We start from the raw sequence: 18,300 nt of genomic DNA, 5'->3' as shown, positions 1-18,300 counted from the left end.
TGGGAGAGGGGCTTTAGTGCGTTACGCCGGCTCGCCCGCTTCCGCACGTTCGCGCTCGATCGCGCGCCAGCCGATGTCATGGCGATGGAATTCGCCGTGCCACGAGATGCCGGCCACGCCTTCGTAGGCCTTGTGCTGCGCGTCGGCGACGGTGTCGCCCAGCGCGCACACGCACAGCACGCGGCCGCCGGCGGTGACGACGTGCTCGCCTTCCAGCTTCGTGCCGGCGTGAAAGACCTTCACGTCGTCGACTTCCGGCGCGTCCCAGCTGCCGATCACATCGCCCGCGCGCGGCGTGCCGGGGTAACCCTCGGCCGCCATCACCACGCCGAGCGACGGGCGCTCATCCCACTGCGCGCTCACCTTGTCCAGGCGCTCGTCGATCGCCGCTTCCACCAGGTCCAGCAGGTCCGAACGCAGGCGCAGCATCACCGGCTGCGTTTCCGGATCGCCGAAGCGCACGTTGTATTCGATGACCTTCGGCGCGCCGCTCTTGTCGATCATCAGGCCCGCATAGAGGAAGCCGGTGAACGGGATGCCGTCGGCCTGCATGCCGCGCACGGTGGGTTCGACGACCTCGCGCATGATGCGCGCGTGCACTTCCGGCGTGACCACGGGCGCGGGCGAATACGCGCCCATGCCGCCGGTGTTCGGGCCGGTGTCGCGGTCGCCCACGCGCTTGTGGTCCTGGCTGGTCGCCATCGGCAGCGCGTGCGTGCCGTCGACCATCGAGATGAAGCTCGCTTCCTCGCCATCGAGGAATTCCTCGATCACCACGCGCGCGCCAGCGGCGCCGAAAGCGTAATCGGACAGCATGTCGGTGATGGCGGCCTCGGCTTCGGCCAGCGTCATCGCCACGATGACGCCCTTGCCGGCGGCCAGGCCGTCGGCCTTGATGACGATGGGCGCGCCTTTGTCCTGCACGTATTCCAGCGCCGCGTCGGCCTCGGTGAACACCGCGTAGTGCGCGGTGGGAATGCCGTGGCGCGCGAGGAAATCCTTCGCGTACGCCTTGCTGCCTTCCAGCTGCGCGGCGGCGGCGGTAGGTCCGAAGATGCGGTGCTTCTTCTCGCGGAAGCGATCGACCACGCCGTTCACCAGCGGGCCTTCCGGGCCGACGACGGTGACGCTGACGCCCTCGCGTTCGACCAGGGCGAGCAGGCCGTCGATGTCGGAAGCGGGCACGTCCACGTTGCGGCACTTGGCTTCTGTCGCGGTGCCGGCATTGCCCGGTGCGACGAGGACTTCGCTCACGCGACGCGACTGGGACAATTTCCAGGCCAGGGCGTGCTCGCGACCGCCGGAACCGATGACGAGGACTTTCATGTGCGCTCCTGCTGGGGGCCTGCGGAAGGGGCCGATTTTACGGGCGACGGGAGGACACCGCGACCCGGCTGGTACCATCGCCAGCCGCGCGGCCCCGGCCGCGGATGTCGTTCGCGACGTCGTCACGCGCCGGGCCCCTCGACGGCGGCCATGCGCGGGATGAACGCGCCCCCACAGGAATGTCGATGGAAGCCGTAGCCCACCTGATCGAAACGTTGTTGTCGCCCGTGATCGGCCTGATCAACAAGGTCCTGTGGGACTACGTGCTGGTCTACGGCCTGCTGGCGGTAGGCCTGTACTTCACGGTACGCCTGCGTTTCGTGCAAGTGCGGCGCTTCCCGCACATGCTGCACGTCATCGGCCGCGGCACCGACGGCGATACCGCCGGCATCTCGCCCTTCCAGGCGCTGTGCACGTCGCTGGCCTCGCGCGTGGGCACGGGCAACCTCGCCGGCGTCGCGATCGCGCTGAGCGTGGGCGGCCCGGGCGCGCTGTTCTGGATGTGGTGCACGGCGGTGCTCGGCATGGCGACGGCGTACGCCGAGAGCGCGCTGGCGCAGCTGTACAAGGTCCGCGACGAGAACGGCCAGTATCGCGGCGGCCCGTCGTACTACATGGCGCGCGGGCTGAAGAAGAAGTGGATGGGCGTGGCGTTCGCGCTGTGCCTGTTGCTTACGTACGGACTGGTCTTCAGCAGCGTGCATGCCAACGCGATGGCGCAGTCGCTGCACAGCGCATTCGGCTTCAGCCAGGCCCAGATTGCGACCGGGCTGGTGCTGCTCACGGCGGTGATCATCTTCGGCGGCCTGCGCACCATCGCGCGTTTCGCCGAGTGGGTAGTGCCGTTCATGTCGGTCGGTTATCTGGGTCTCGCGGCCTGGGTGGTGTTCACGCACCTGGGCCAGGTGCCCGACGTCCTGTCGCTGGTGCTGCGCAGCGCGTTCGGCCTGGATGCGGCGGCCGGCGGCATCTTCGGCGCGATCGCCGTGGCGATGCTGCAGGGCGTGAAGCGCGGCCTGTATTCGAATGAAGCCGGCATGGGCAGCGCGCCGAACGTCGCCGCCGCCGCGACGCCGGTGCCGCATCACCCGTCGAGCCAGGGCTTCGTGCAGTCGCTGGGCGTGTTCATCGACACGCTGCTGATCTGTTCGGCCACCGGCTTCGTGATCCTGCTGTCGGGCGTGCTCGGCCAGGGCGGCGACGGCGTGGAGATCACGCAGAACGCGATGACCGTGTTCTTCGGCGGATGGGGCACGTACTTCGTGGCGATCGCGCTGTTCTTCTTCGCCTTCACCACCATCATCGGCAACTACTCGTACGCCGAGAGCAACCTGCTGTACCTCGGCGGCGGCCGCTGGAGCCTGCTCGCGCTGCGCCTGGCCGCGCTGGCGGTGATCGTGTGGGGCGTCTACTCGAAGGTGCAGCTGGTGTGGGACGCGGCCGATGCGGCGATGGCGCTGATGGCGTCGATCAACCTGGTGGCCATCGTCATGCTGTCGGGCGTGGTCATCAAGCTCACGCGCGATTACGACCGCCAGTTGTCCGAAGGCCGCTCGCCCACGTTCCATATCGCGCAATACCCGGAACTGGGCGACGGCGTGGACCACGAGATCTGGAAGGAACCGGTGCGTCGCGACTGATCGCCCGCGACGCGCGGCGCACGCGCGTCAGTGGGACGAGAACGAGCGGTGGTAGCGCACGTCGCCCTTCGCCTCTGCTTCGCCGAAGGCGAGCGACTGGAAGTACTGGGCCGGGGCGTCGGCGTAGCGCAGCTCGCCGTCGTTGCGGAAGCCGAAGCGTTCGTAGTACGCCGGCTCGCCGAGTACGACGCAGCCGGCCGCGCCCAGGTCGGCGAGCTCGGCCAGGCCGGCGCGGATCAGCGCGGTGCCGACGCCGTTGCCCTGGTCGCGCGGTGCGACCGCGACCGGGCCCAGGCCGTACCAGGACTTCGCGCCTTCGATCGCGACTGGCGAGAACACGGCCACACCGGCGATCCGCCCGTCGATATCGGCCACCAGGCACAGGCTGAGCTCGCCGTCCTCACGCAAGGCATCGACGATCCGCTGCTCGATGCGCCCGTTGCCGTCGGATCCGGCGAACGCTTCGCCGAGCAGTTCGCGGATGGCTGCGTGATCGTCGTGGGTTTCGGTGCGGATCCACATAGAGCCTCCGGTCGTGTGGCCGTAGTCTGAAGCGGCGGCGGTTACGGTCGGGTGGAGTGGCGCAGCCGCGTGCGTTGTAGCCCGGGTAAAGCGAAGCGCACCCGGGCTACAAGAGCGGGTGGTTTTCCAGACGGGTGCGTGGGAGTGCCCGTGCGTGACGGGCCTGGGTCCCGGCTTTCGCCGGGATGACGGAACTAAAGGCTCCGCGGGAATCAGTGACGGAAATGCCGCACGCCGGTGAACACCATCGCCAGGCCGTGCTCGTCGGCGGCGGCGATGACTTCGCTGTCGCGCATCGAGCCGCCCGGCTGGATCACCGCCTTGATGCCGGCTTCGGCCGCCGCGTCGATGCCGTCGCGGAACGGGAAGAAGGCGTCGGACGCCATCACCGAACCCGGCACGATCAGGCCCGCGTCGGTCGCCTTGATGCCGGCGATGCGCGCCGAGTACACGCGGCTCATCTGGCCGGCGCCGACGCCGATGGTGCGGTGATCCTTCGCATAGACGATCGCGTTGGACTTCACGAACTTCGCCACGCGCCACGCGAACAGCAGGTCGTCCAGCTGCTCCTTCGTGGGTGCGATCTTCGTGACGACCTTCAGCTCCTCGCGCGTGACTTCGCGGATGTCGGCGGTCTGCATCAGCAGGCCCGAGCCCACGCGCTTCACGTCGACGTTGTTGCGACCCTCGCCGTGCGGAATGCGCAGCACGCGCACGTTCGCCTTCTTGCGCGCGTAATCGAGCGCGCCTTCCTCGTAATCCGGCGCGATCAGCACTTCGACGAACTGGCGGTCGAGGACGGCCTTCGCGGTGGCCGCATCGAGCTTCGTGTTGAACGCGAGGATGCCGCCGAACGCCGACGTCGGATCGGTCGCGTACGCGAGTTCGTACGCGTCGCCGCAGGCCACGCCTTCGGCCACGCCGCACGGGTTGGCGTGCTTGACGATCACGCACGCCGGGCGCTCGAACTGGCGCACGCATTCCCATGCGGCGTCGGCATCGGCGAGGTTGTTGTAGCTCAGCTCTTTACCCTGCAGCTGCGTGAATGTCGCCAGCGTGCCGGGCACCGGCCACAGGTCGCGGTAGAACGCGCCGGCCTGGTGCGGATTCTCGCCGTAGCGCAGGTCCATCACCTTCACGAAGCTGCCATTGGCCTGCGCGGAGAACGCGGCGCGCGAACCGTCCTCGACGTTGATCGACGACAGGTAATCGCTGATGCGCGCGTCGTACTGCGCGACGCGGTTGAATGCGGCGACCGACATCGCAAAACGCGTCTTGCCCGAAATCGCGCCGCCATTCGCGTTCAACTCGGCGACGAGCGCGCCGTACTGCGCCGGATCGGTGGCGACGGTCACGCGCGCGAAGTTCTTCGCCGCCGAACGCAGCATCGCCGGGCCGCCGATGTCGATGTTCTCGATGATGTCCTCGAGCGTGGAGTCGGGATTGACCGACACCTTCTCGAACGGATACAGGTTCAGCACGAGCAGGTCGATCGCGCCGATGCCGTGCTGCGCCATCACCGCTTCGTCGAGTCCGGCGCGGCCGAGCAGGCCGCCGTGCACGATCGGATGCAGCGTCTTGACGCGGCCGTCCATCATCTCGGGAAACCCGGTGACGTCGCTGACGTCCTTCACCGGCAGGCCGGCGTCGCGGATGGCCTTCGCGGTGCCGCCGGTGGACAGCAGTTCGACGTCCAGCGCATGCAGCGAGCGGGCCAGTTCGATCAGGCCGGTCTTGTCGGAAACGGACAGCAGGGCGCGGCGGACGGTGACCGGCGGGCCGGACAGGAGTTCGGAGGTCATGAGGGTGGCAGCGTGCGGCGGGGAGCCCGGAATTATACGCAGCGGGCGCTCGGGGCCGCTTTCAGCCGTCATTCCCGCGAAGGCGGGAATCCAACCGTCCGAACCCGCGGCATCTTCGAAGGTCGTGACGCACGCAGGCATGGATCCATGCTTTCGCGGCGATGACGGTGAGATGGAGCACGCTTGCAGTTCGCGCGATGCACGGAAGCGGCGGGAACATCGCGCGCCCCGGGTGCGCTTCGCTTCGCCGGGCTACAAAAGCATCATTGGAAGCGGGCGCACGAACGCGTCGCGCGACATCAATCCAGCCCGTATTCGCGCAGCTTCTTGCGCAATGTGGCGCGATGGATGCCGAGCATCGACGCGGCGCGGCTCTGGTTCCCGTCGCAGTGCTGCAGCACTTCCACGAACAGCGGGATCTCGAGTTCGCGCAGCGCGATCTCGTACAGGTTTTCCGTGCCGTGACCGTCCAGGTCGCCGAGGAAACGGCGAATCGACGTGGCGACATGGTCGCGCAGCGGCACGCGCGGCGCGGGTCGTGCGATGTCGTTTCGGTCGGTCGCGGCGTTCAAACGGAATCCCCAGTCTTCGCGTCGATCTGCCCGGTGCAGGATCGGCGGGAGGGCGAGTCTAGCGTGCGCCTGTCGCAGGCGCCAATGATGCGCGGGCGTCAGCGGAAGTCGAACGTGAACGCCACGATGCGCGGTGCCGGTTCGATGACCTGGAACGTCACATGCGCGCTCTGTCCGGGCAACAACCGGTCGTCGGGACGGTGCGTCGTTCGATATTCAGCAGGTGCGAACGCACGAACGCCGACCGGGCGGCCATCCACGTCGGACAGGCTCAACACCAGCGTCGGCCAGGGCTGCGGCCAACGCGCATCGTTGCGGAAACTGGCGTCTACGGCGAGCACGCCGGCCGCGTTCGGCTGCGGACGCACGCTGCGCTGGAGCATCGTGAACGCCGCCGGCTCGCGCCACGCCGGCACGTCGCAGCGCAACACGGTGCATGAGCCGCTGACGAGCGGTCGCCATCGCGCATCGGCGGCGAGTTCATGTCGCTGAGCGAGCAATAACTGCAACGCGAACAGCAACGCGAGCGCGGAGATGGCGGCGTACCAGCCCCAGTGCGTGCGGGTGGTCGTGCGTTGCGCGGTGTGGCGGGCGAAGCTCGGTTCGCCCTTGCGACGCGGGCGCGCGGCACGTCGGGTCGCGCGCGCCGGCGTGCCGCCGACGTTCGCCGCGGCGATGGCGGCTTCGTAACTGCGTTCGGGCGTCGTTTCGACCGCGACGTCGTCCACGTCGACCGTCGTGCCGTCGTCGTTGGTTGCCGGCGTAACCGTCGTCGCATCGTCGGTTGTGGGCGACGGTTCGGGCGCATCGATCCGCGCGACGTTGCTTGCATCCGATGAACCGCTTTGTGTGGTCGCGGCGGGGGCGCTCTCGTCGATGGGCGCTTCCGCGTCGTCCTGCACGAGGCCATCGCAACGCGGGCAGCGTTGCGGCGCACCGTCCGGACGGACGATGAGCGCGACCAGGAAACCGCAATGCGGGCAGGGAACGAACATGGCGGCTATTCAAACATGCCGCCGCGCGCCGATGTCATCGGCGGCGCACGCCTGTGACGCGCATCCAGTCTTCCATCCGCTCCGCGCGCAGGTCGTCGAAGTCGGCGCGATAGCGCTCGATCACCTCGTCTTCCTGGCCGGCCAGGATGCCGGACATCGCAATGCGGCCGCCCGGCACGACGCGCGCGCTGAGGGTATCGGCCAACGCGATCAGCGCCGAGGCGAGGATGTTGGCGACCACGACCGGGTAGGCGTCGGCCGGTTCGGTTTCCGGCGAATACGCCACGAGCTGATCGGCCACGCCGTTGCGCTGCGCGTTGTCGTCGGTGGCGGTGAGCGCCTGCGGGTCGTTGTCCACGCCGATCGCCTGCGCGGCGCCGAGCTTCAGCGCGGCGAGCGCGAGGATGCCCGAGCCGCAACCGAAGTCCAGCACGCGCTGGCCGGCGAGGGCACCTTCGTCGGCCATCTCGTCGAGCCACGCCAGGCACAGCGCCGTGGTCGGGTGCGTGCCCGAGCCGAAGGCCAGCCCCGGGTCGAGACGGACCACGGCGGCATCGTCGGCGTCGGCGCCTTCGGGCAGCTCGTGGTTCCACGGCACGATCCAGGTGCGACGGCCGAAGCGCAGCGGCTCGTACTGGTCCATCCACGCGCGTTCCCAATCCTGGTCCTCGACTTCGCGGAAACTCGCACGCGACCAGTCCAGGCCCTCGTCGGCGGCATCTAGCGCGTAAAGCAGCAGCTCCGGCGAGGTGCCGCCCTCGAACAGCGCGGTCAGCTGCATCTCGTTCCACAGCGGCTGCTCGCCGACGCCCGGCTCGAAGATGGCCTGTTCGTCCGGGGCATCCGCGTGCTGGTCGGCCAGGGTCACGGCCAGTGCGCCGACGTTCTCCAGTGCGCGCTCGTAACGCGGCTGCTGGGCTTCGGTGCAGGGCAGGGTGAGTTCGAGGAACGGCATGGCGATGGGCGTTCGGAACGGCGACGGGCGGCCATGGTGGGCCGTGGCCGGGGCGGCGTAAAGCGGGCACGGATCACGAGGTTACATTCGCGGCCCGCGCATTCAGGCGACTTGCGGGCGGCACCTCGCGCCAGTTGGCCTAGAATGGCCCAACGCCGGCGCCAGCCGGTGATCCCCCGCCGATGACCGACACCCTGCAAACCGGGATGAGCAGACGATCGCCTTCGTGGCCGGGCACCCGCACGCTCGCCTGGGCGACGCTGGTGCTGCTCGTCGTCGCGTCGGTGGCGGCATGGGTGCAGGGCGGGGACCACGACAGCGTCGAACGCGTCGCCATCGCCACGGCGGTGGACGCGCGGCTTCCCGACGGCGGCGTCGATCGCACGATCGATCGCCCGCGTGCGAACGGCATCCAGGCGCCGGATGCGTCCGCGTTGCGGCCCTCGTCGATCCGCACGGCGTTCGACACCACGCGCGACCTGTTCGCGTACGCGCAATCGCTGGAACCGGCCGCGCGCGAACGCGACGCCGACGCGATCTGGATGATCAGCCGCGTCTACGAATACTGCTCCGGCTTCGCGATGGCGCCGGCGGCATTCGACCGCGACACGCGCGTGATCGGCGAGATGGGCATGCGCGGTTCGGCGGCGATGGTCGCCGCGCGGCAGCGCGTGAGCGAGCGTTGCGCGCGCTTCGTCCCGCAGGACGAACTGACGCCGCGCATGATCGTGCTCAAGCGCGTGGAAGCGGCCGAAGCGGGCAGCGTGGCGGCCGAGGCGTCGCTGATGGCCTCCGGCGAACCGCTCAAGGACACGCCCGAGTACAGGCGCGAGCTCGTCGAGCGCGTGCAGAAATCCGAAGATCCCGAGGCGTATTCGGCGCTCGCGCCGGCCATGGGGATCGCCGCCAGCGGCAAGGTCGAATACACCGACAAGGTCGCCGGCACCCAGTTTTCCGAGCTGGCCTGGCAACTGGCGGCATGCCGGCTGGGCATGGACTGCACGGCCGACAGCGCGCTGATGACCTCGTACTGCGCGAACGGCGGCATCTGTTCCAGCGTGCCCGGACAGGATTTCGAACGTTTCGTCTTCGACGCCGCGGTACCGCGTCAGGGCGTGGACGTGATCAACGACATGGTCGACTCGCTCATGGGCGGGAAGAGGGAACTGAAATGAAGCAGCTAGCTTTGACAACGAGGCCGCTGGCGGGAAAGGTCCGCCGGTATTTCTGGGTACTGCTGTTCGCCACCTACTCGGTGGGCGCGGCCGGCGTGGTGATCGACGTGCTCGCCGACGAGTACCGCCACCTGTCGCAGGTCGCGGTGACCACCGCACGCTCGTCGGAGGACCTGCGGATGTCGGGCGCGGCGCAGATCGCGGCCGTGTACCGCGCGAGCAGCGGTGCGCCGTTCTCGACGCTGCCGCCGGGCAGCACCTTCAAGGTCGTCTGGCCCGACGGTTCCAGCGAGTACGTGATGGTGGTGAGCCCGACCTCGGCGTCCGGCGCGCGTCCCATCGCCGGCACGCAGAGCGCCGCCAGGGCGCTGGGCGACTCCGACCTCATCGACGCCGCCGCCGACGCCTCGGCGCAGGCCGCCACGCAACGCTGAACGATGCAGTTCCCGACGCGGGCGCCCTCAGCGCGACGCCCGCTCCGCGCGCCCACCGGGCGCGGCTTCGAACTGCGGCGGGACGAAATCCACCGGTACCCGCACGATCGCACCCGATTCCTGGCGCTCTGACTGCACGCGCCATTCCCAGGCGGTATCGATCGCCGACTGGTCCAGCTGCGGAAAGCCCGACGACCCGCTCAGGCGCACCGCACGCACTTCCCCGCACGGATTGACCAGCAGGCGCAGCTCGACGCGGCCGCCTTCGCCGTGGCGCGCGAGCGAGGCCGGGTAGCGCGGCGCCGGCATCGCCTTGGGCGCGGGCGCGCAGGCCTCTTTTTCGATCAGGCGACGCCATGCGTCGTAGGACGCCGATTCGTCGCTGGTCACCGGTTCCGGCGGCGCCATCGAGGCAGTGTCCGCGCGCAGTTTCCGGCAGGACTCGGTGGCGGCGTCGCAGTGCACGCGCGCGAGGATGCGGTAGTTCGCCGCGTCGGACCGGTCGATCACCTGCACCGCCGCGCCGGGCCAGCGGCCCTGGTCCGGCGGCGCGAACGTCCACTGCCCGGCGGAGGGCCCGCTGTCGATGGAGAAGCTGGTGAGGTCCGGGCGGAAGGCGAAGTAGTCGGCTTCGGGCAGCGCGGCGAGTTCGCGTTCGTCCATCGTGCCGCTGGTGCGGTACCAGGACAGCAACTGGTCGCGATAGAGCGCGGCGACGCCGTCGTCGCCGGCCATTTCCACCTGCAGCCAGTTCGTCGGCGCTTTCGCGCTGGCGCGCTTGTCGGCGGCCTGCTTCGCGGGGCGCTTGTGGGCGTCGGTGGATTTCTGCGCGGCGGCGACCTGCAGCGACGACAGGCCGATCATGAGCATGACGAGCAGGCGCGGGGACATGCGGGCTCCGGGACGGGTGCGTCGGGCAGCGTACAAAGAAAAACCGCGGCCTGGGCCGCGGTTGAATTCACACGATGGAGAGCGCCTTTTCCTTCTGTTCCTTCAGGCGCTTTTCCAGGTAGTGGATGTTCATGCCGCCCTGCTGGAAACCGGCGTCGGACATGATGCGCTGCTGCAGCGGGATGTTGGTCTTGATGCCGTCCACCACCATCTCGCTCAGCGCCACGCGCATGCGCGCGATGGCCGTTTCGCGATCCGGGCCGTGCACGATCAGCTTGCCGATCATCGAATCGTAGTTCGGCGGTACGCGGTAGCCTTCGTAGATGTGGCTGTCCACGCGCACGCCCGGGCCGCCCGGCGCGTGGAAATGCTGGATCAGGCCGGGGAACGGCATGAAGGTGTCCGGATCCTCGGCGTTGATGCGGCACTCGATCGCGTGGCCCTCCAGCACGATGTCGCTCTGCTTGATCGACAGCTTGTGGCCGGCGGCGATCATCAGCTGCTCGCGCACCAGGTCGATGCCGGTGACCAGTTCGGTGACCGGATGCTCCACCTGGATGCGGGTGTTCATCTCGATGAAGTAAAAGCGGCCGTTCTCGTAGAGGAACTCGAACGTGCCGGCGCCGCGGTAGCCGATGCGCAGGCACGCTTCGACGCAGACCTTGCCGATTTCCGCGCGCTGCTCCGGCGTGATGCCCGGCGCCGGCGCTTCCTCGACGACCTTCTGGTGGCGGCGCTGCATCGAGCAGTCGCGCTCGCCCAGGTGGATTGCGTTGCCCTGGCCGTCGGCGAGGACCTGGATCTCCACGTGGCGCGGGTTCTCCAGGAACTTCTCCATGTAGACCATGTCGTTGCCGAACGCGGCCTTCGCCTCGGTCTTGGTGGTTTGGATCGCCGCGGTGAGGTGCGCCTCGGTGTGCACCACGCGCATGCCGCGACCGCCGCCGCCGCCGGCGGCCTTCACGATGACCGGATAGCCGATCTCGCGCGCGATCTTCACGTTGGTGGCCGCGTCGTCGCCGAGCGGACCGCCGCTGCCGGGCACGCACGGCACGCCGGCGGACTTCATCGCGCGGATGGCTTCGACCTTGTCGCCCATCAGGCGGATGGTGTCGGCCTTCGGCCCGATGAAGATGAAGCCGGACTGTTCCACGCGCTCGGCGAAGTCGGCGTTCTCCGACAGGAAGCCGTAGCCGGGATGGATCGCCTGCGCGTCGGTCACCTCGGCGGCGGCGATGATCGACGCCATGTTGAGGTAGCTGTCGGTCGACGGCGCCGGGCCGATGCAGACCGACTCGTCCGCCATCGCGACGTGCTTGAGGTTGCGGTCGACGGTGGAATGCACCGCGACCGTGCGGATGCCCAGCGCGTGGCACGCGCGCAGGATGCGCAGCGCGATTTCTCCGCGGTTGGCAATGACAACTTTGTCGAGCATTGGGATGTTTCCGTTAGTGGTTGTGGGGGCTGAGCCCCCGGCCAGCGGGCCTGCATGCCCGCTGGCGTTCGCGGGCTCGCGGCTGGCGCCGCTCGAAATCCCCGCTCACCCAATCACAAACAGCGGCTGGTCGAACTCGATCGGTTGGCCGTTCTCGACCATCACCTTGAGCACGGTGCCGGCGACGTCGGCCTCGATCGGGTTGAACATCTTCATCGCCTCGATGATGCCCAGCGTGTCGCCGGCCTTGACCGCCTGGCCGACGCTGACGAAAGCCGGCTTGTCGGGCGAGGGCGAGGCGTAGAAGGTGCCGACCATCGGGGCGCGGACGACGTGGCCCGGCGGCAGGTCGGCGGCGGGCTTGGGCGCGCCGCCGCTGGCGGCTTCGGTCGGGCCATGCATCGGCATGACCGGCGCCGGCGCCGGAGCGGCCTGCATGATCGGCGCCGCGGCGACTTGGACGCCCTTCGGGGTGCGGGCCAGGCGGACCGACTCTTCGCCTTCCTTGATCTCGATCTCGGCGAGGTTGGATTCCTCGAGCAGGTCGATCAGCTTCTTGATTTTGCGCAGGTCCATGTTCGGGCCTCAGGTTGCGTGCGCCCGGCGAGCGGGCAGGCAGGTGGATGTCAGGGCGTGCCGGCGGGCGTGGCCATGCGGGCCAGCGCCGCGTCGAGCGCGTATCGGTAGCTGTCCGCGCCGAAGCCGCACACCACGCCGACCGCGAGGTCGCTGAAGTAGCTGGTGTGGCGGAAGGGTTCGCGGCGATGCGGGTTGGACAGGTGGACTTCGATGAAGGGCAGGGCGACCGCCGCCAGTGCGTCGCGGATGGCGACGCTGGTGTGGGTGAAGGCCGCCGGGTTGATCAGGATGAAGGCGGTGCCGTCGGTGCGCGCGGCCTGGATGCGATCGACGAGCACGTGCTCGGCGTTCGACTGCAGGCTGTCGAATGCGTGGCCCGCGGCTTGCGTCCGCTCGCGCAGCGCGGCGTCGATGTCGGCGAGCGTCGCACGGCCATAGACCTCCGGCTCGCGGGTGCCGAGCAGGTTGAGGTTAGGGCCGTGCAGGAGCAGCAGCTTCGCCATCGGGGCCGAAAAACTCGCGTCGAACGGGTCGAAGGCCGGCAGTGTGCGCCATGGCCATCGGGGTGTCCAGACGTTCGCCGCCGTATCGACGAAGTTCGCGGAATTTAATCGGGCGTTTGAGTGGTCGCTCTAATCCGCGACCCAGTTATCGATTTCGCCGTGCTGGAATGGGCCGATCTTCTGCTTGATCAGGCGGCCGTCGGCGGAAATCAGCGCGGTATAGGGCAACACGCCCTTCGGATTGCCCAGCTGCACACCGGCGTCGCGCGGCCCGGCGTCGTCCAGCAGGATCGGGTAACGCACCGGAATGCGCTTGAGGAACGCCTCGACGGCGGCCGCGTCATCCAGCGCGATGCCGACCACTTGCGTGCCGTTCGCGCCCTGGGACGCGGCGAAGCGATCCAGCTCCGGCATCTCCTCGATGCACGGGCCGCACCAGCTGGCCCACAGGTTCACCAGCACCGGCCGGCCGGCGTAGGCGGACGGCAGTTCCACGAAGGCGCCGTCGAGCGCGGGCAGCCGGATCGTTGGGATCGCCTCGCCGCGCCGCGCGACGGGAAGGTCGGCCGGCGGCTTCGGCGCGCTGGCGTCCATCGCCGACTGCAGCGCGCGCTGGCCGACCTCGGTGCGCAGCAGTGGCCCGGGCCCGTTGACGAGGAGCCCGGCGGCCACGCCCAGCGCGCCGGCGATCGCCGCGACCAGCAGGATCTTCGCCGTCGAACCCATCAGCGGCCGGCCTGCGCCGGCTGCACGCGACCGGCACGTTCGACGAAGTTCTCCGCATCCTCGAACCCGAACAGCCGCAGTTCGCGGCGCTCGGCGCCGTCGCGGAACCACAGCGTCGCCGGCGGGCCGATGATGCCGAGCCGCTTCATCAGCGCCTGGTCGGTCTCGTCGTTCGCGGTGACGTCGGCCTTCAGCAGGACGAAGCCGTCCAGCGCCTTGTGCACGGCCGGTTCGGGGAAGGTGTACTTCTCCATTTCCTTGCAGGCCACGCACCAATCGGCATAGAAGTCGAGCATCAGCGGCTTGCCGGTGGCCTTCGCCGCGGCGATCTCGCGATCGAGGTCGTCGGTCGACTTGATCCTGCGGAACGGCAACTCGGCCTCGACGTGTGCGCCGCCGCCGACGAGGCCGGCGAGCGGCTTGAACGGATCGCGGCTGCCGGCCATCGCGCCGAGCAGCTGCGCCGCGCCGAACAGGCCGAGCACCAGCGCCGCCGTCCAGCCCATGATCCGCGCGCCGTCGTGGCGCGAGTTGCGCACGACCACCGCGGTCGTCGCGGCAGCGGCGATCAGCACCACGCCCCACAGCGCGAGCGTCACCGGCGCCGGCAGGATGCGCGAGAGCATCCACACGGCGAGGCCCAGGAATACGAAGCCGAACGCGCGCTGCACGGCGACCATCCACGGCCCGCTGGTCGGCAGGCCCTTGCCCGCGGCCACGCCGAACACCAGCAGCGGAACGCCCATGCCCATCGCGAGCAGGAACAGCGCCGCGCCACCGAACGTCGGATCCTGCGTCTGGCCGATGTAGAGCACGGCGGCGGCGAGCGGCGGCGCGACGCACGGGCCGACGATCAGCGCCGACAGCGCGCCCATCGCCGCGACGCCGGCCATCGAACCGCCACGTTGGCGATCGCTCAGCGCGCCCAGCTTCGAGCGCAGCGACGACGGCAGTTGCAGCTCGTACAGGCCGAAACTCGACAGCGACAGCACGACGAACAGCGCCGCGAACGCGACGATCACCCACGGCGTCTGGAAGGCCACCTGCAGGTTCGCGCCGACCAGCCCGGCCACCACGCCTGCGGCGGTGAACACGAGCGCGCTCGCCAGCACGTACACGAACGAGAGCGTGAGCGCGCGACGAACGCCGAGGTTCGGCCCCTGCCCGGCGATGAGGCCGGAGAGGATCGGAATCATCGGCAGCACGCACGGCGTGAACGACAGGCCGAGGCCCAGCGCGAAGAAGGTCAGCAGCGCGAACCAGCGGCCCTTGCCCGACAGCGCCGCGGCGAGTCGCGCGTCTTCTGCCTGCCCGGTGTCGGCGGCGCGAGACGTTGCGGCTTCGTTCCCCGCAGTCGTGGACGGCGCGGCTTCGGCAATCGCCGGCGTCTGCGCGGTCGTGGCGTTCTGCGGGGCGCTGGCGGCCGGTGCGGCAGGCGCGCTGTCCGGAACCGAGGCGGCGGGCGACGGCCCATTGCGGATCGCCTCGACCTTGCGCGCCGGCAGCGCGACGTCGACGACGCGCGTCATCGGCGGATAGCAGATGCCGTCGGTCTGGCAGCCCTGGAACGTCGCGGTCAGGTGCAGCGTCGCGGGATCGGCCACGCGCGCGCTGACCGGCACCGGGACGTCGATCTGGTCGAAGTACACGGTGACGTCGCCGAAGTGTTCGTCGCGATGCGCGACGCCGCGCGGCCAGCGCGGCGCGCCGAGCGCGAACCCGGCCTTCGTCGCGGCGGCATCGAGCTTCAGCGTGGTCTTGTCGCGATACAGGTAGTAGCCGCGCGCCGGGGTGAAGCGCAGCAACAGGGTGCTGCCGTCGCCGGCGATGGCCTCGAAGCCGAACGCCTGCTCCGGCGCAAGCGGCAATGCGTCGGTGCCGGCACCGGCCTTCTGGCCGAGCAACCCGCCGCCGAGTGGCGCGGTGTTACGCGGGCCGAAGTTCACGAGCGGCTTGGCGCCGTCGGGCGCGGCGGCGGGCAGCGCGACGGTCACACTGCGTGTCTGCGGCGGATAGCAGATGCCGGCGTCGGCGCAGCCCTGGTACTTGATCTTCAGCGTGACCTGACGCGCGTTGGCCTGTCCGGGCAGCACGGCCGTGAGCTGCTGCCGGTAGGTTTCGACCCGGCCGAAGAACTCGTCCTCGTGCGCGTCGCCCTTGGGCAGTTGCAACGGCTGCGCGGCGAAGCCCGCGTCGGCCTGCACGGCGATGCGGTGCTTGTAGAGGTAATAACCGTCCGCAATCCGCCAGCGGATCTCGATGCGGTCCGGCGAGGGCGCCTCGGCCCGCAGCGCAAAGGCGTCGTCGACCGGCAGCAGGTCGTCGGGATCGATCGCCGCGGTGGCGGGCATCGCGAACATCGCGAGCGCGAGCGGGAAGAGGAAGCCAAGCAGGCGCGCGGCGCGCGTTCGGATCATCGGTTCACTCATCGTCACGTGTCTGTTCGGCCACCCAGTCGAGGTAGGCGGCAAGGCCGCCGACGGCTTCGACCGCGAGCGCCTCGGGCAGTTCATACGGATGCAGCGTCGCCAGGCGCGCGACCAGCGCATCCTGGCGGTCGGCCGTGGTCTTGATCAGCAGCAGGATTTCCTCGCCGCGTTCGACCGCGCCCTGCCAGCGGTAGATCGAACGGATGCCCGGCAGCACGTTCACGCACGCGGCCAGTCGCTCGTCCACCAGCGCGGCGGCGAGGGCCTCGGCGGTCGGTGCGTCGGGACAGGTGCTGAGCACCAGCCGCACGCGCGGGTCGGTGGGCGTAGGCATGAGGGGCGCCAGTGTAGGGCCTGCCCGCAGGCGCTGCCCGTGCCGGAGCGGCCCGCAGCGTTCCGCCCACCGCGCGCCGGACGGGGCTTGCACAGTGCGCCCCCGGATGGCGTAGGCTGCCGGCGCCGGCGCGTCCCAGCCGGCCAGGAGGTTCGATGTCCCACCGCCCGCTGCCCGCGACGCTCGGCCTTGCGCTCATGCTCGCCAGCCCGTTCGCCATCGCCCAGTCCACCGATTCGCAGACCGGCGACGCCCACGGCATCCAGGTCCGCGCCGCCTGCGCGCAGGCCGTGCCGGCGCCCCGGCTGCTGCTCGACCTGAGCTGCGAATCGGCCATGGATTGCTGGAGCGATCCGGCGAGCCTGGACGTGCTCGACGTCGATACGGGCGAGCGCGTGGAGGCCTCCGGTCGCGACCTGGTCTACGTCGACGCGAATGGCGCTTTGCAGGCGGAGCCGCCGATGCAGGGCACCATCCGCGCCGTCTGGACCGCCGTGCTGGGCGCGCCCCTGGCGGCCAAGCGCCTGCAGCTGGTGCAGAACGACGAGACCGCGACGGCGGCGTTCGCCCCGGCCGCCGAGTGCGCGGCGGTTCCGGCCGCGGCGGTCAAGCGACTGGCCGGCGGCTGAGCCCTACGTCCGCGTCGCCTTCATGGCGGCGCGAGGCCGGCCGGTCCGCAATTCGGCCAGTTGCTCCACCACTTCGACCAGCGGCGCCTTCGAACGCGTCGGCGCCGCGCGGAACGCGACCAGCAGCCGAAGCTCGAGCGGGTCCTCCACCAGCACGGCCTCGGCGGCCGCGACCGAATCCAGCGCCGTGTCGGCGGCGAGCCCCATGCTCCCGCGCCCCGTCGCCAGCCACTCGAACTGGACGCCGGTGATCATCGCGATCTCGCGCAGGTGCGCCACGCTGGGGAACTTGCCGCGCGCGGCTTCCCAATGCCCGACGGCGCTGCGCTGGACGCCGACGGCCGCACCGAGGGCGGCCTGCGACAGGCCGGCGTGGCGACGGGCGAGGCGGATCCGCTGTTGGGGCGTCATGGCTACCAGAAGTCACAGGGTGAACGAGATACACCCCAAGCTGTGCGCTGCCGGTAGCAGGTGCGCCAACAGAAGCAAGCTCAGAGCCGTGATTCTGACAAACCCTCGGCCGGAGTGGATACCGCTGGTCAGCAGACTCGGCCGGGTTCCGACTGGCCCGATCGCGACGAACCGCACACCATTCGCGTGCGCCATGACAGGCGCAGGTTCGGAGCACGTGCGCAGGGATGGCGCCGCGCCAGGACGGCATCTTCGACACCAAAGAGCGCGTTCCACGGGACGCGCTCTTTCTTTTTGGGCTGCCGCATTGCCGCCCGCCGGCCCATCCCGCGTTGGACGAAGGCGCCGCGCGTGGACGCGCAGCCCTTGAAAGGTTCCGCCGCCGCCCCATCTGTGACGGATCCCGGTTCGCCGGGTCTTTGTTGCCCGCGATCTTGGCACTCGTCGCGGGTGACTGCTAAAATTCCTTCACTTTTCCCGCTGTATCAACCACTTACGACTCACAGAGGTTATCAGTCGCCATGAATATCAAGCCGCTCTACGACCGCGTGGTCATCAAGCGCATGGAAGAAGAAAAGATGTCCGCTGGCGGCATCGTGATCCCGGACTCCGCCACCGAGAAGCCGATCAAGGGCGAAGTCGTCGCCGTCGGCGAGGGCAAGGCGTTCGACAACGGCAACGTGCGCGCGCCGAAGGTGAAGGTCGGCGACAAGGTGCTGTTCGGCAAGTACAGCGGCACCGAAGTGAAGCTCGACGGCACCGAATACCTGGTGGTGAAGGAAGACGACATCTTCGCCGTCCTCGGCTGAAAGCCGTGATTCGTGATTCGGGATGGGTGATTCGAAAGAGCGCCACGCGCTGACGAATCCCTGCCGCATCACGAAGCCCACGGTTGTCGCTCTCACGAATCACAAATCACGAATCACGAATCCCGGAGTTAAG

At 69.3% G+C, this 18,300-nt stretch carries 19 protein-coding genes; 5 read left to right on the top strand and 14 right to left on the bottom strand.

Annotated features, from left to right (window positions below):
* Nucleotides 1–21: 21 nt before the first annotated feature.
* On the bottom strand, nucleotides 22–1,326 hold the full coding sequence (purD, locus tag LA521A_RS16540; protein WP_281779939.1) for a phosphoribosylamine--glycine ligase: 1,305 nt from the start codon (nucleotides 1,324–1,326) through the stop codon (nucleotides 22–24).
* Nucleotides 1,327–1,511: 185 nt separating this feature from the next.
* Between purD and LA521A_RS16535 the strand changes: the two genes are divergently transcribed.
* Entirely contained in the window at nucleotides 1,512–2,966 is a 1,455-nt protein-coding gene (locus tag LA521A_RS16535) for an alanine/glycine:cation symporter family protein (protein ID WP_281779938.1), read from the top strand.
* Nucleotides 2,967–2,993: 27 nt separating this feature from the next.
* On the opposite strand, the gene LA521A_RS16530 is transcribed toward LA521A_RS16535, so the two are convergent.
* From LA521A_RS16530 to prmA, 5 genes are all read right to left on the bottom strand, one after another.
* Nucleotides 2,994–3,488: a GNAT family N-acetyltransferase gene (locus tag LA521A_RS16530; protein ID WP_281779937.1), complete on the bottom strand. Its 495-nt coding sequence runs from the start codon at nucleotides 3,486–3,488 to the stop codon at nucleotides 2,994–2,996.
* Nucleotides 3,489–3,700: 212 nt separating this feature from the next.
* Nucleotides 3,701–5,290: a bifunctional phosphoribosylaminoimidazolecarboxamide formyltransferase/IMP cyclohydrolase gene (purH, locus tag LA521A_RS16525; protein WP_281779936.1), complete on the bottom strand. Its 1,590-nt coding sequence runs from the start codon at nucleotides 5,288–5,290 to the stop codon at nucleotides 3,701–3,703.
* Nucleotides 5,291–5,589: 299 nt separating this feature from the next.
* Nucleotides 5,590–5,862: a DNA-binding transcriptional regulator Fis gene (fis, locus tag LA521A_RS16520; protein WP_115844272.1), complete on the bottom strand. Its 273-nt coding sequence runs from the start codon at nucleotides 5,860–5,862 to the stop codon at nucleotides 5,590–5,592.
* A gap of 98 nt (nucleotides 5,863–5,960) precedes the next feature.
* Nucleotides 5,961–6,857, bottom strand: a complete 897-nt coding sequence (locus tag LA521A_RS16515; protein ID WP_281779935.1) for a DUF3426 domain-containing protein — start codon at nucleotides 6,855–6,857, stop codon at nucleotides 5,961–5,963.
* Between the two features lie 34 nt (nucleotides 6,858–6,891).
* A complete protein-coding gene (gene prmA / locus LA521A_RS16510) occupies nucleotides 6,892–7,812 on the bottom strand; it encodes a 50S ribosomal protein L11 methyltransferase (RefSeq protein WP_281779934.1) in 921 nt (306 codons plus the stop codon).
* A gap of 182 nt (nucleotides 7,813–7,994) precedes the next feature.
* Between prmA and LA521A_RS16505 the strand changes: the two genes are divergently transcribed.
* Entirely contained in the window at nucleotides 7,995–8,987 is a 993-nt protein-coding gene (locus LA521A_RS16505) for a hypothetical protein (RefSeq protein WP_281779933.1), read from the top strand.
* Entirely contained in the window at nucleotides 8,984–9,421 is a 438-nt protein-coding gene (locus LA521A_RS16500) for a hypothetical protein (RefSeq protein WP_281779932.1), read from the top strand. The genes LA521A_RS16505 and LA521A_RS16500 overlap by 4 nt, the downstream gene beginning before the upstream one ends.
* Before the next feature lie 27 nt (nucleotides 9,422–9,448).
* On the opposite strand, the gene LA521A_RS16495 is transcribed toward LA521A_RS16500, so the two are convergent.
* The 7 genes from LA521A_RS16495 to cutA all read right to left on the bottom strand — a co-directional run bounded on the left by LA521A_RS16495 (nucleotide 9,449) and on the right by cutA (nucleotide 16,318).
* Complete coding sequence (locus tag LA521A_RS16495; protein ID WP_281779931.1) at nucleotides 9,449–10,312, bottom strand: energy transducer TonB; 864 nt, start codon at nucleotides 10,310–10,312, stop codon at nucleotides 9,449–9,451.
* Between the two features lie 67 nt (nucleotides 10,313–10,379).
* Nucleotides 10,380–11,747: an acetyl-CoA carboxylase biotin carboxylase subunit gene (gene accC, locus LA521A_RS16490; protein ID WP_281779930.1), complete on the bottom strand. Its 1,368-nt coding sequence runs from the start codon at nucleotides 11,745–11,747 to the stop codon at nucleotides 10,380–10,382.
* A gap of 105 nt (nucleotides 11,748–11,852) precedes the next feature.
* Complete coding sequence (gene accB / locus LA521A_RS16485; protein ID WP_281779929.1) at nucleotides 11,853–12,323, bottom strand: acetyl-CoA carboxylase biotin carboxyl carrier protein; 471 nt, start codon at nucleotides 12,321–12,323, stop codon at nucleotides 11,853–11,855.
* 50 nt (nucleotides 12,324–12,373) lie between these two features.
* Nucleotides 12,374–12,829: a type II 3-dehydroquinate dehydratase gene (gene aroQ / locus LA521A_RS16480; RefSeq protein WP_281779928.1), complete on the bottom strand. Its 456-nt coding sequence runs from the start codon at nucleotides 12,827–12,829 to the stop codon at nucleotides 12,374–12,376.
* A 129-nt stretch (nucleotides 12,830–12,958) separates the two neighbouring features.
* Nucleotides 12,959–13,555: a TlpA family protein disulfide reductase gene (locus LA521A_RS16475; RefSeq protein WP_281779927.1), complete on the bottom strand. Its 597-nt coding sequence runs from the start codon at nucleotides 13,553–13,555 to the stop codon at nucleotides 12,959–12,961.
* Nucleotides 13,555–15,972, bottom strand: a complete 2,418-nt coding sequence (locus tag LA521A_RS16470; protein ID WP_281779926.1) for a protein-disulfide reductase DsbD — start codon at nucleotides 15,970–15,972, stop codon at nucleotides 13,555–13,557. Before LA521A_RS16470 ends, LA521A_RS16475 begins: the two co-directional genes overlap by 1 nt.
* Before the next feature lie 4 nt (nucleotides 15,973–15,976).
* The gene (cutA, locus tag LA521A_RS16465; protein ID WP_281779925.1) at nucleotides 15,977–16,318 is read right to left on the bottom strand and encodes a divalent-cation tolerance protein CutA; all 342 of its coding nucleotides are present in this window, start codon (nucleotides 16,316–16,318) and stop codon (nucleotides 15,977–15,979) included.
* A 155-nt stretch (nucleotides 16,319–16,473) separates the two neighbouring features.
* Here cutA and LA521A_RS16460 point away from each other — a divergent pair, with 155 nt between their 5' ends.
* Nucleotides 16,474–16,947, top strand: coding sequence for a hypothetical protein (locus tag LA521A_RS16460; RefSeq protein ID WP_281779924.1), 474 nt, complete (start codon nucleotides 16,474–16,476; stop codon nucleotides 16,945–16,947).
* Nucleotides 16,948–16,950: 3 nt separating this feature from the next.
* On the opposite strand, the gene LA521A_RS16455 is transcribed toward LA521A_RS16460, so the two are convergent.
* Nucleotides 16,951–17,358, bottom strand: coding sequence for a helix-turn-helix transcriptional regulator (locus tag LA521A_RS16455; RefSeq protein WP_281779923.1), 408 nt, complete (start codon nucleotides 17,356–17,358; stop codon nucleotides 16,951–16,953).
* Nucleotides 17,359–17,879: 521 nt separating this feature from the next.
* Here LA521A_RS16455 and groES point away from each other — a divergent pair.
* Complete coding sequence (gene groES, locus LA521A_RS16450; RefSeq protein WP_115844288.1) at nucleotides 17,880–18,167, top strand: co-chaperone GroES; 288 nt, start codon at nucleotides 17,880–17,882, stop codon at nucleotides 18,165–18,167.
* Nucleotides 18,168–18,300 lie beyond the last annotated feature (133 nt).

It is taken from the genome of Lysobacter auxotrophicus (genome assembly GCF_027924565.1).
GTDB lineage: Bacteria > Pseudomonadota > Gammaproteobacteria > Xanthomonadales > Xanthomonadaceae > Lysobacter_J > Lysobacter_J auxotrophicus.
Note: the sequence above shows the minus strand (reverse complement) of the source record. Positions and strands in the feature narration are given on the sequence as shown.

Bases quoted from the DNA above. Each gene is read 5' to 3' on its own strand.
- purD (WP_281779939.1), bottom strand. From the start codon at position 1,326: ATGAAAGTCCTCGTCATCGGTTCCGGCGGTCGCGAGCACGCCCTGGCC.
- LA521A_RS16535 (WP_281779938.1), top strand. From the start codon at position 1,512: ATGGAAGCCGTAGCCCACCTGATCGAAACGTTGTTGTCGCCCGTGATC.
- LA521A_RS16530 (WP_281779937.1), bottom strand. From the start codon at position 3,488: ATGTGGATCCGCACCGAAACCCACGACGATCACGCAGCCATCCGCGAA.
- purH (WP_281779936.1), bottom strand. From the start codon at position 5,290: ATGACCTCCGAACTCCTGTCCGGCCCGCCGGTCACCGTCCGCCGCGCC.
- LA521A_RS16515 (WP_281779935.1), bottom strand. From the start codon at position 6,857: ATGTTCGTTCCCTGCCCGCATTGCGGTTTCCTGGTCGCGCTCATCGTC.
- prmA (WP_281779934.1), bottom strand. From the start codon at position 7,812: ATGCCGTTCCTCGAACTCACCCTGCCCTGCACCGAAGCCCAGCAGCCG.
- LA521A_RS16505 (WP_281779933.1), top strand. From the start codon at position 7,995: ATGACCGACACCCTGCAAACCGGGATGAGCAGACGATCGCCTTCGTGG.
- LA521A_RS16500 (WP_281779932.1), top strand. From the start codon at position 8,984: ATGAAGCAGCTAGCTTTGACAACGAGGCCGCTGGCGGGAAAGGTCCGC.
- LA521A_RS16495 (WP_281779931.1), bottom strand. From the start codon at position 10,312: ATGTCCCCGCGCCTGCTCGTCATGCTCATGATCGGCCTGTCGTCGCTG.
- accC (WP_281779930.1), bottom strand. From the start codon at position 11,747: ATGCTCGACAAAGTTGTCATTGCCAACCGCGGAGAAATCGCGCTGCGC.
- accB (WP_281779929.1), bottom strand. From the start codon at position 12,323: ATGGACCTGCGCAAAATCAAGAAGCTGATCGACCTGCTCGAGGAATCC.
- aroQ (WP_281779928.1), bottom strand. From the start codon at position 12,829: ATGGCGAAGCTGCTGCTCCTGCACGGCCCTAACCTCAACCTGCTCGGC.
- LA521A_RS16475 (WP_281779927.1), bottom strand. From the start codon at position 13,555: ATGGGTTCGACGGCGAAGATCCTGCTGGTCGCGGCGATCGCCGGCGCG.
- LA521A_RS16470 (WP_281779926.1), bottom strand. From the start codon at position 15,972: ATGATCCGAACGCGCGCCGCGCGCCTGCTTGGCTTCCTCTTCCCGCTC.
- cutA (WP_281779925.1), bottom strand. From the start codon at position 16,318: ATGCCTACGCCCACCGACCCGCGCGTGCGGCTGGTGCTCAGCACCTGT.
- LA521A_RS16460 (WP_281779924.1), top strand. From the start codon at position 16,474: ATGTCCCACCGCCCGCTGCCCGCGACGCTCGGCCTTGCGCTCATGCTC.
- LA521A_RS16455 (WP_281779923.1), bottom strand. From the start codon at position 17,358: ATGACGCCCCAACAGCGGATCCGCCTCGCCCGTCGCCACGCCGGCCTG.
- groES (WP_115844288.1), top strand. From the start codon at position 17,880: ATGAATATCAAGCCGCTCTACGACCGCGTGGTCATCAAGCGCATGGAA.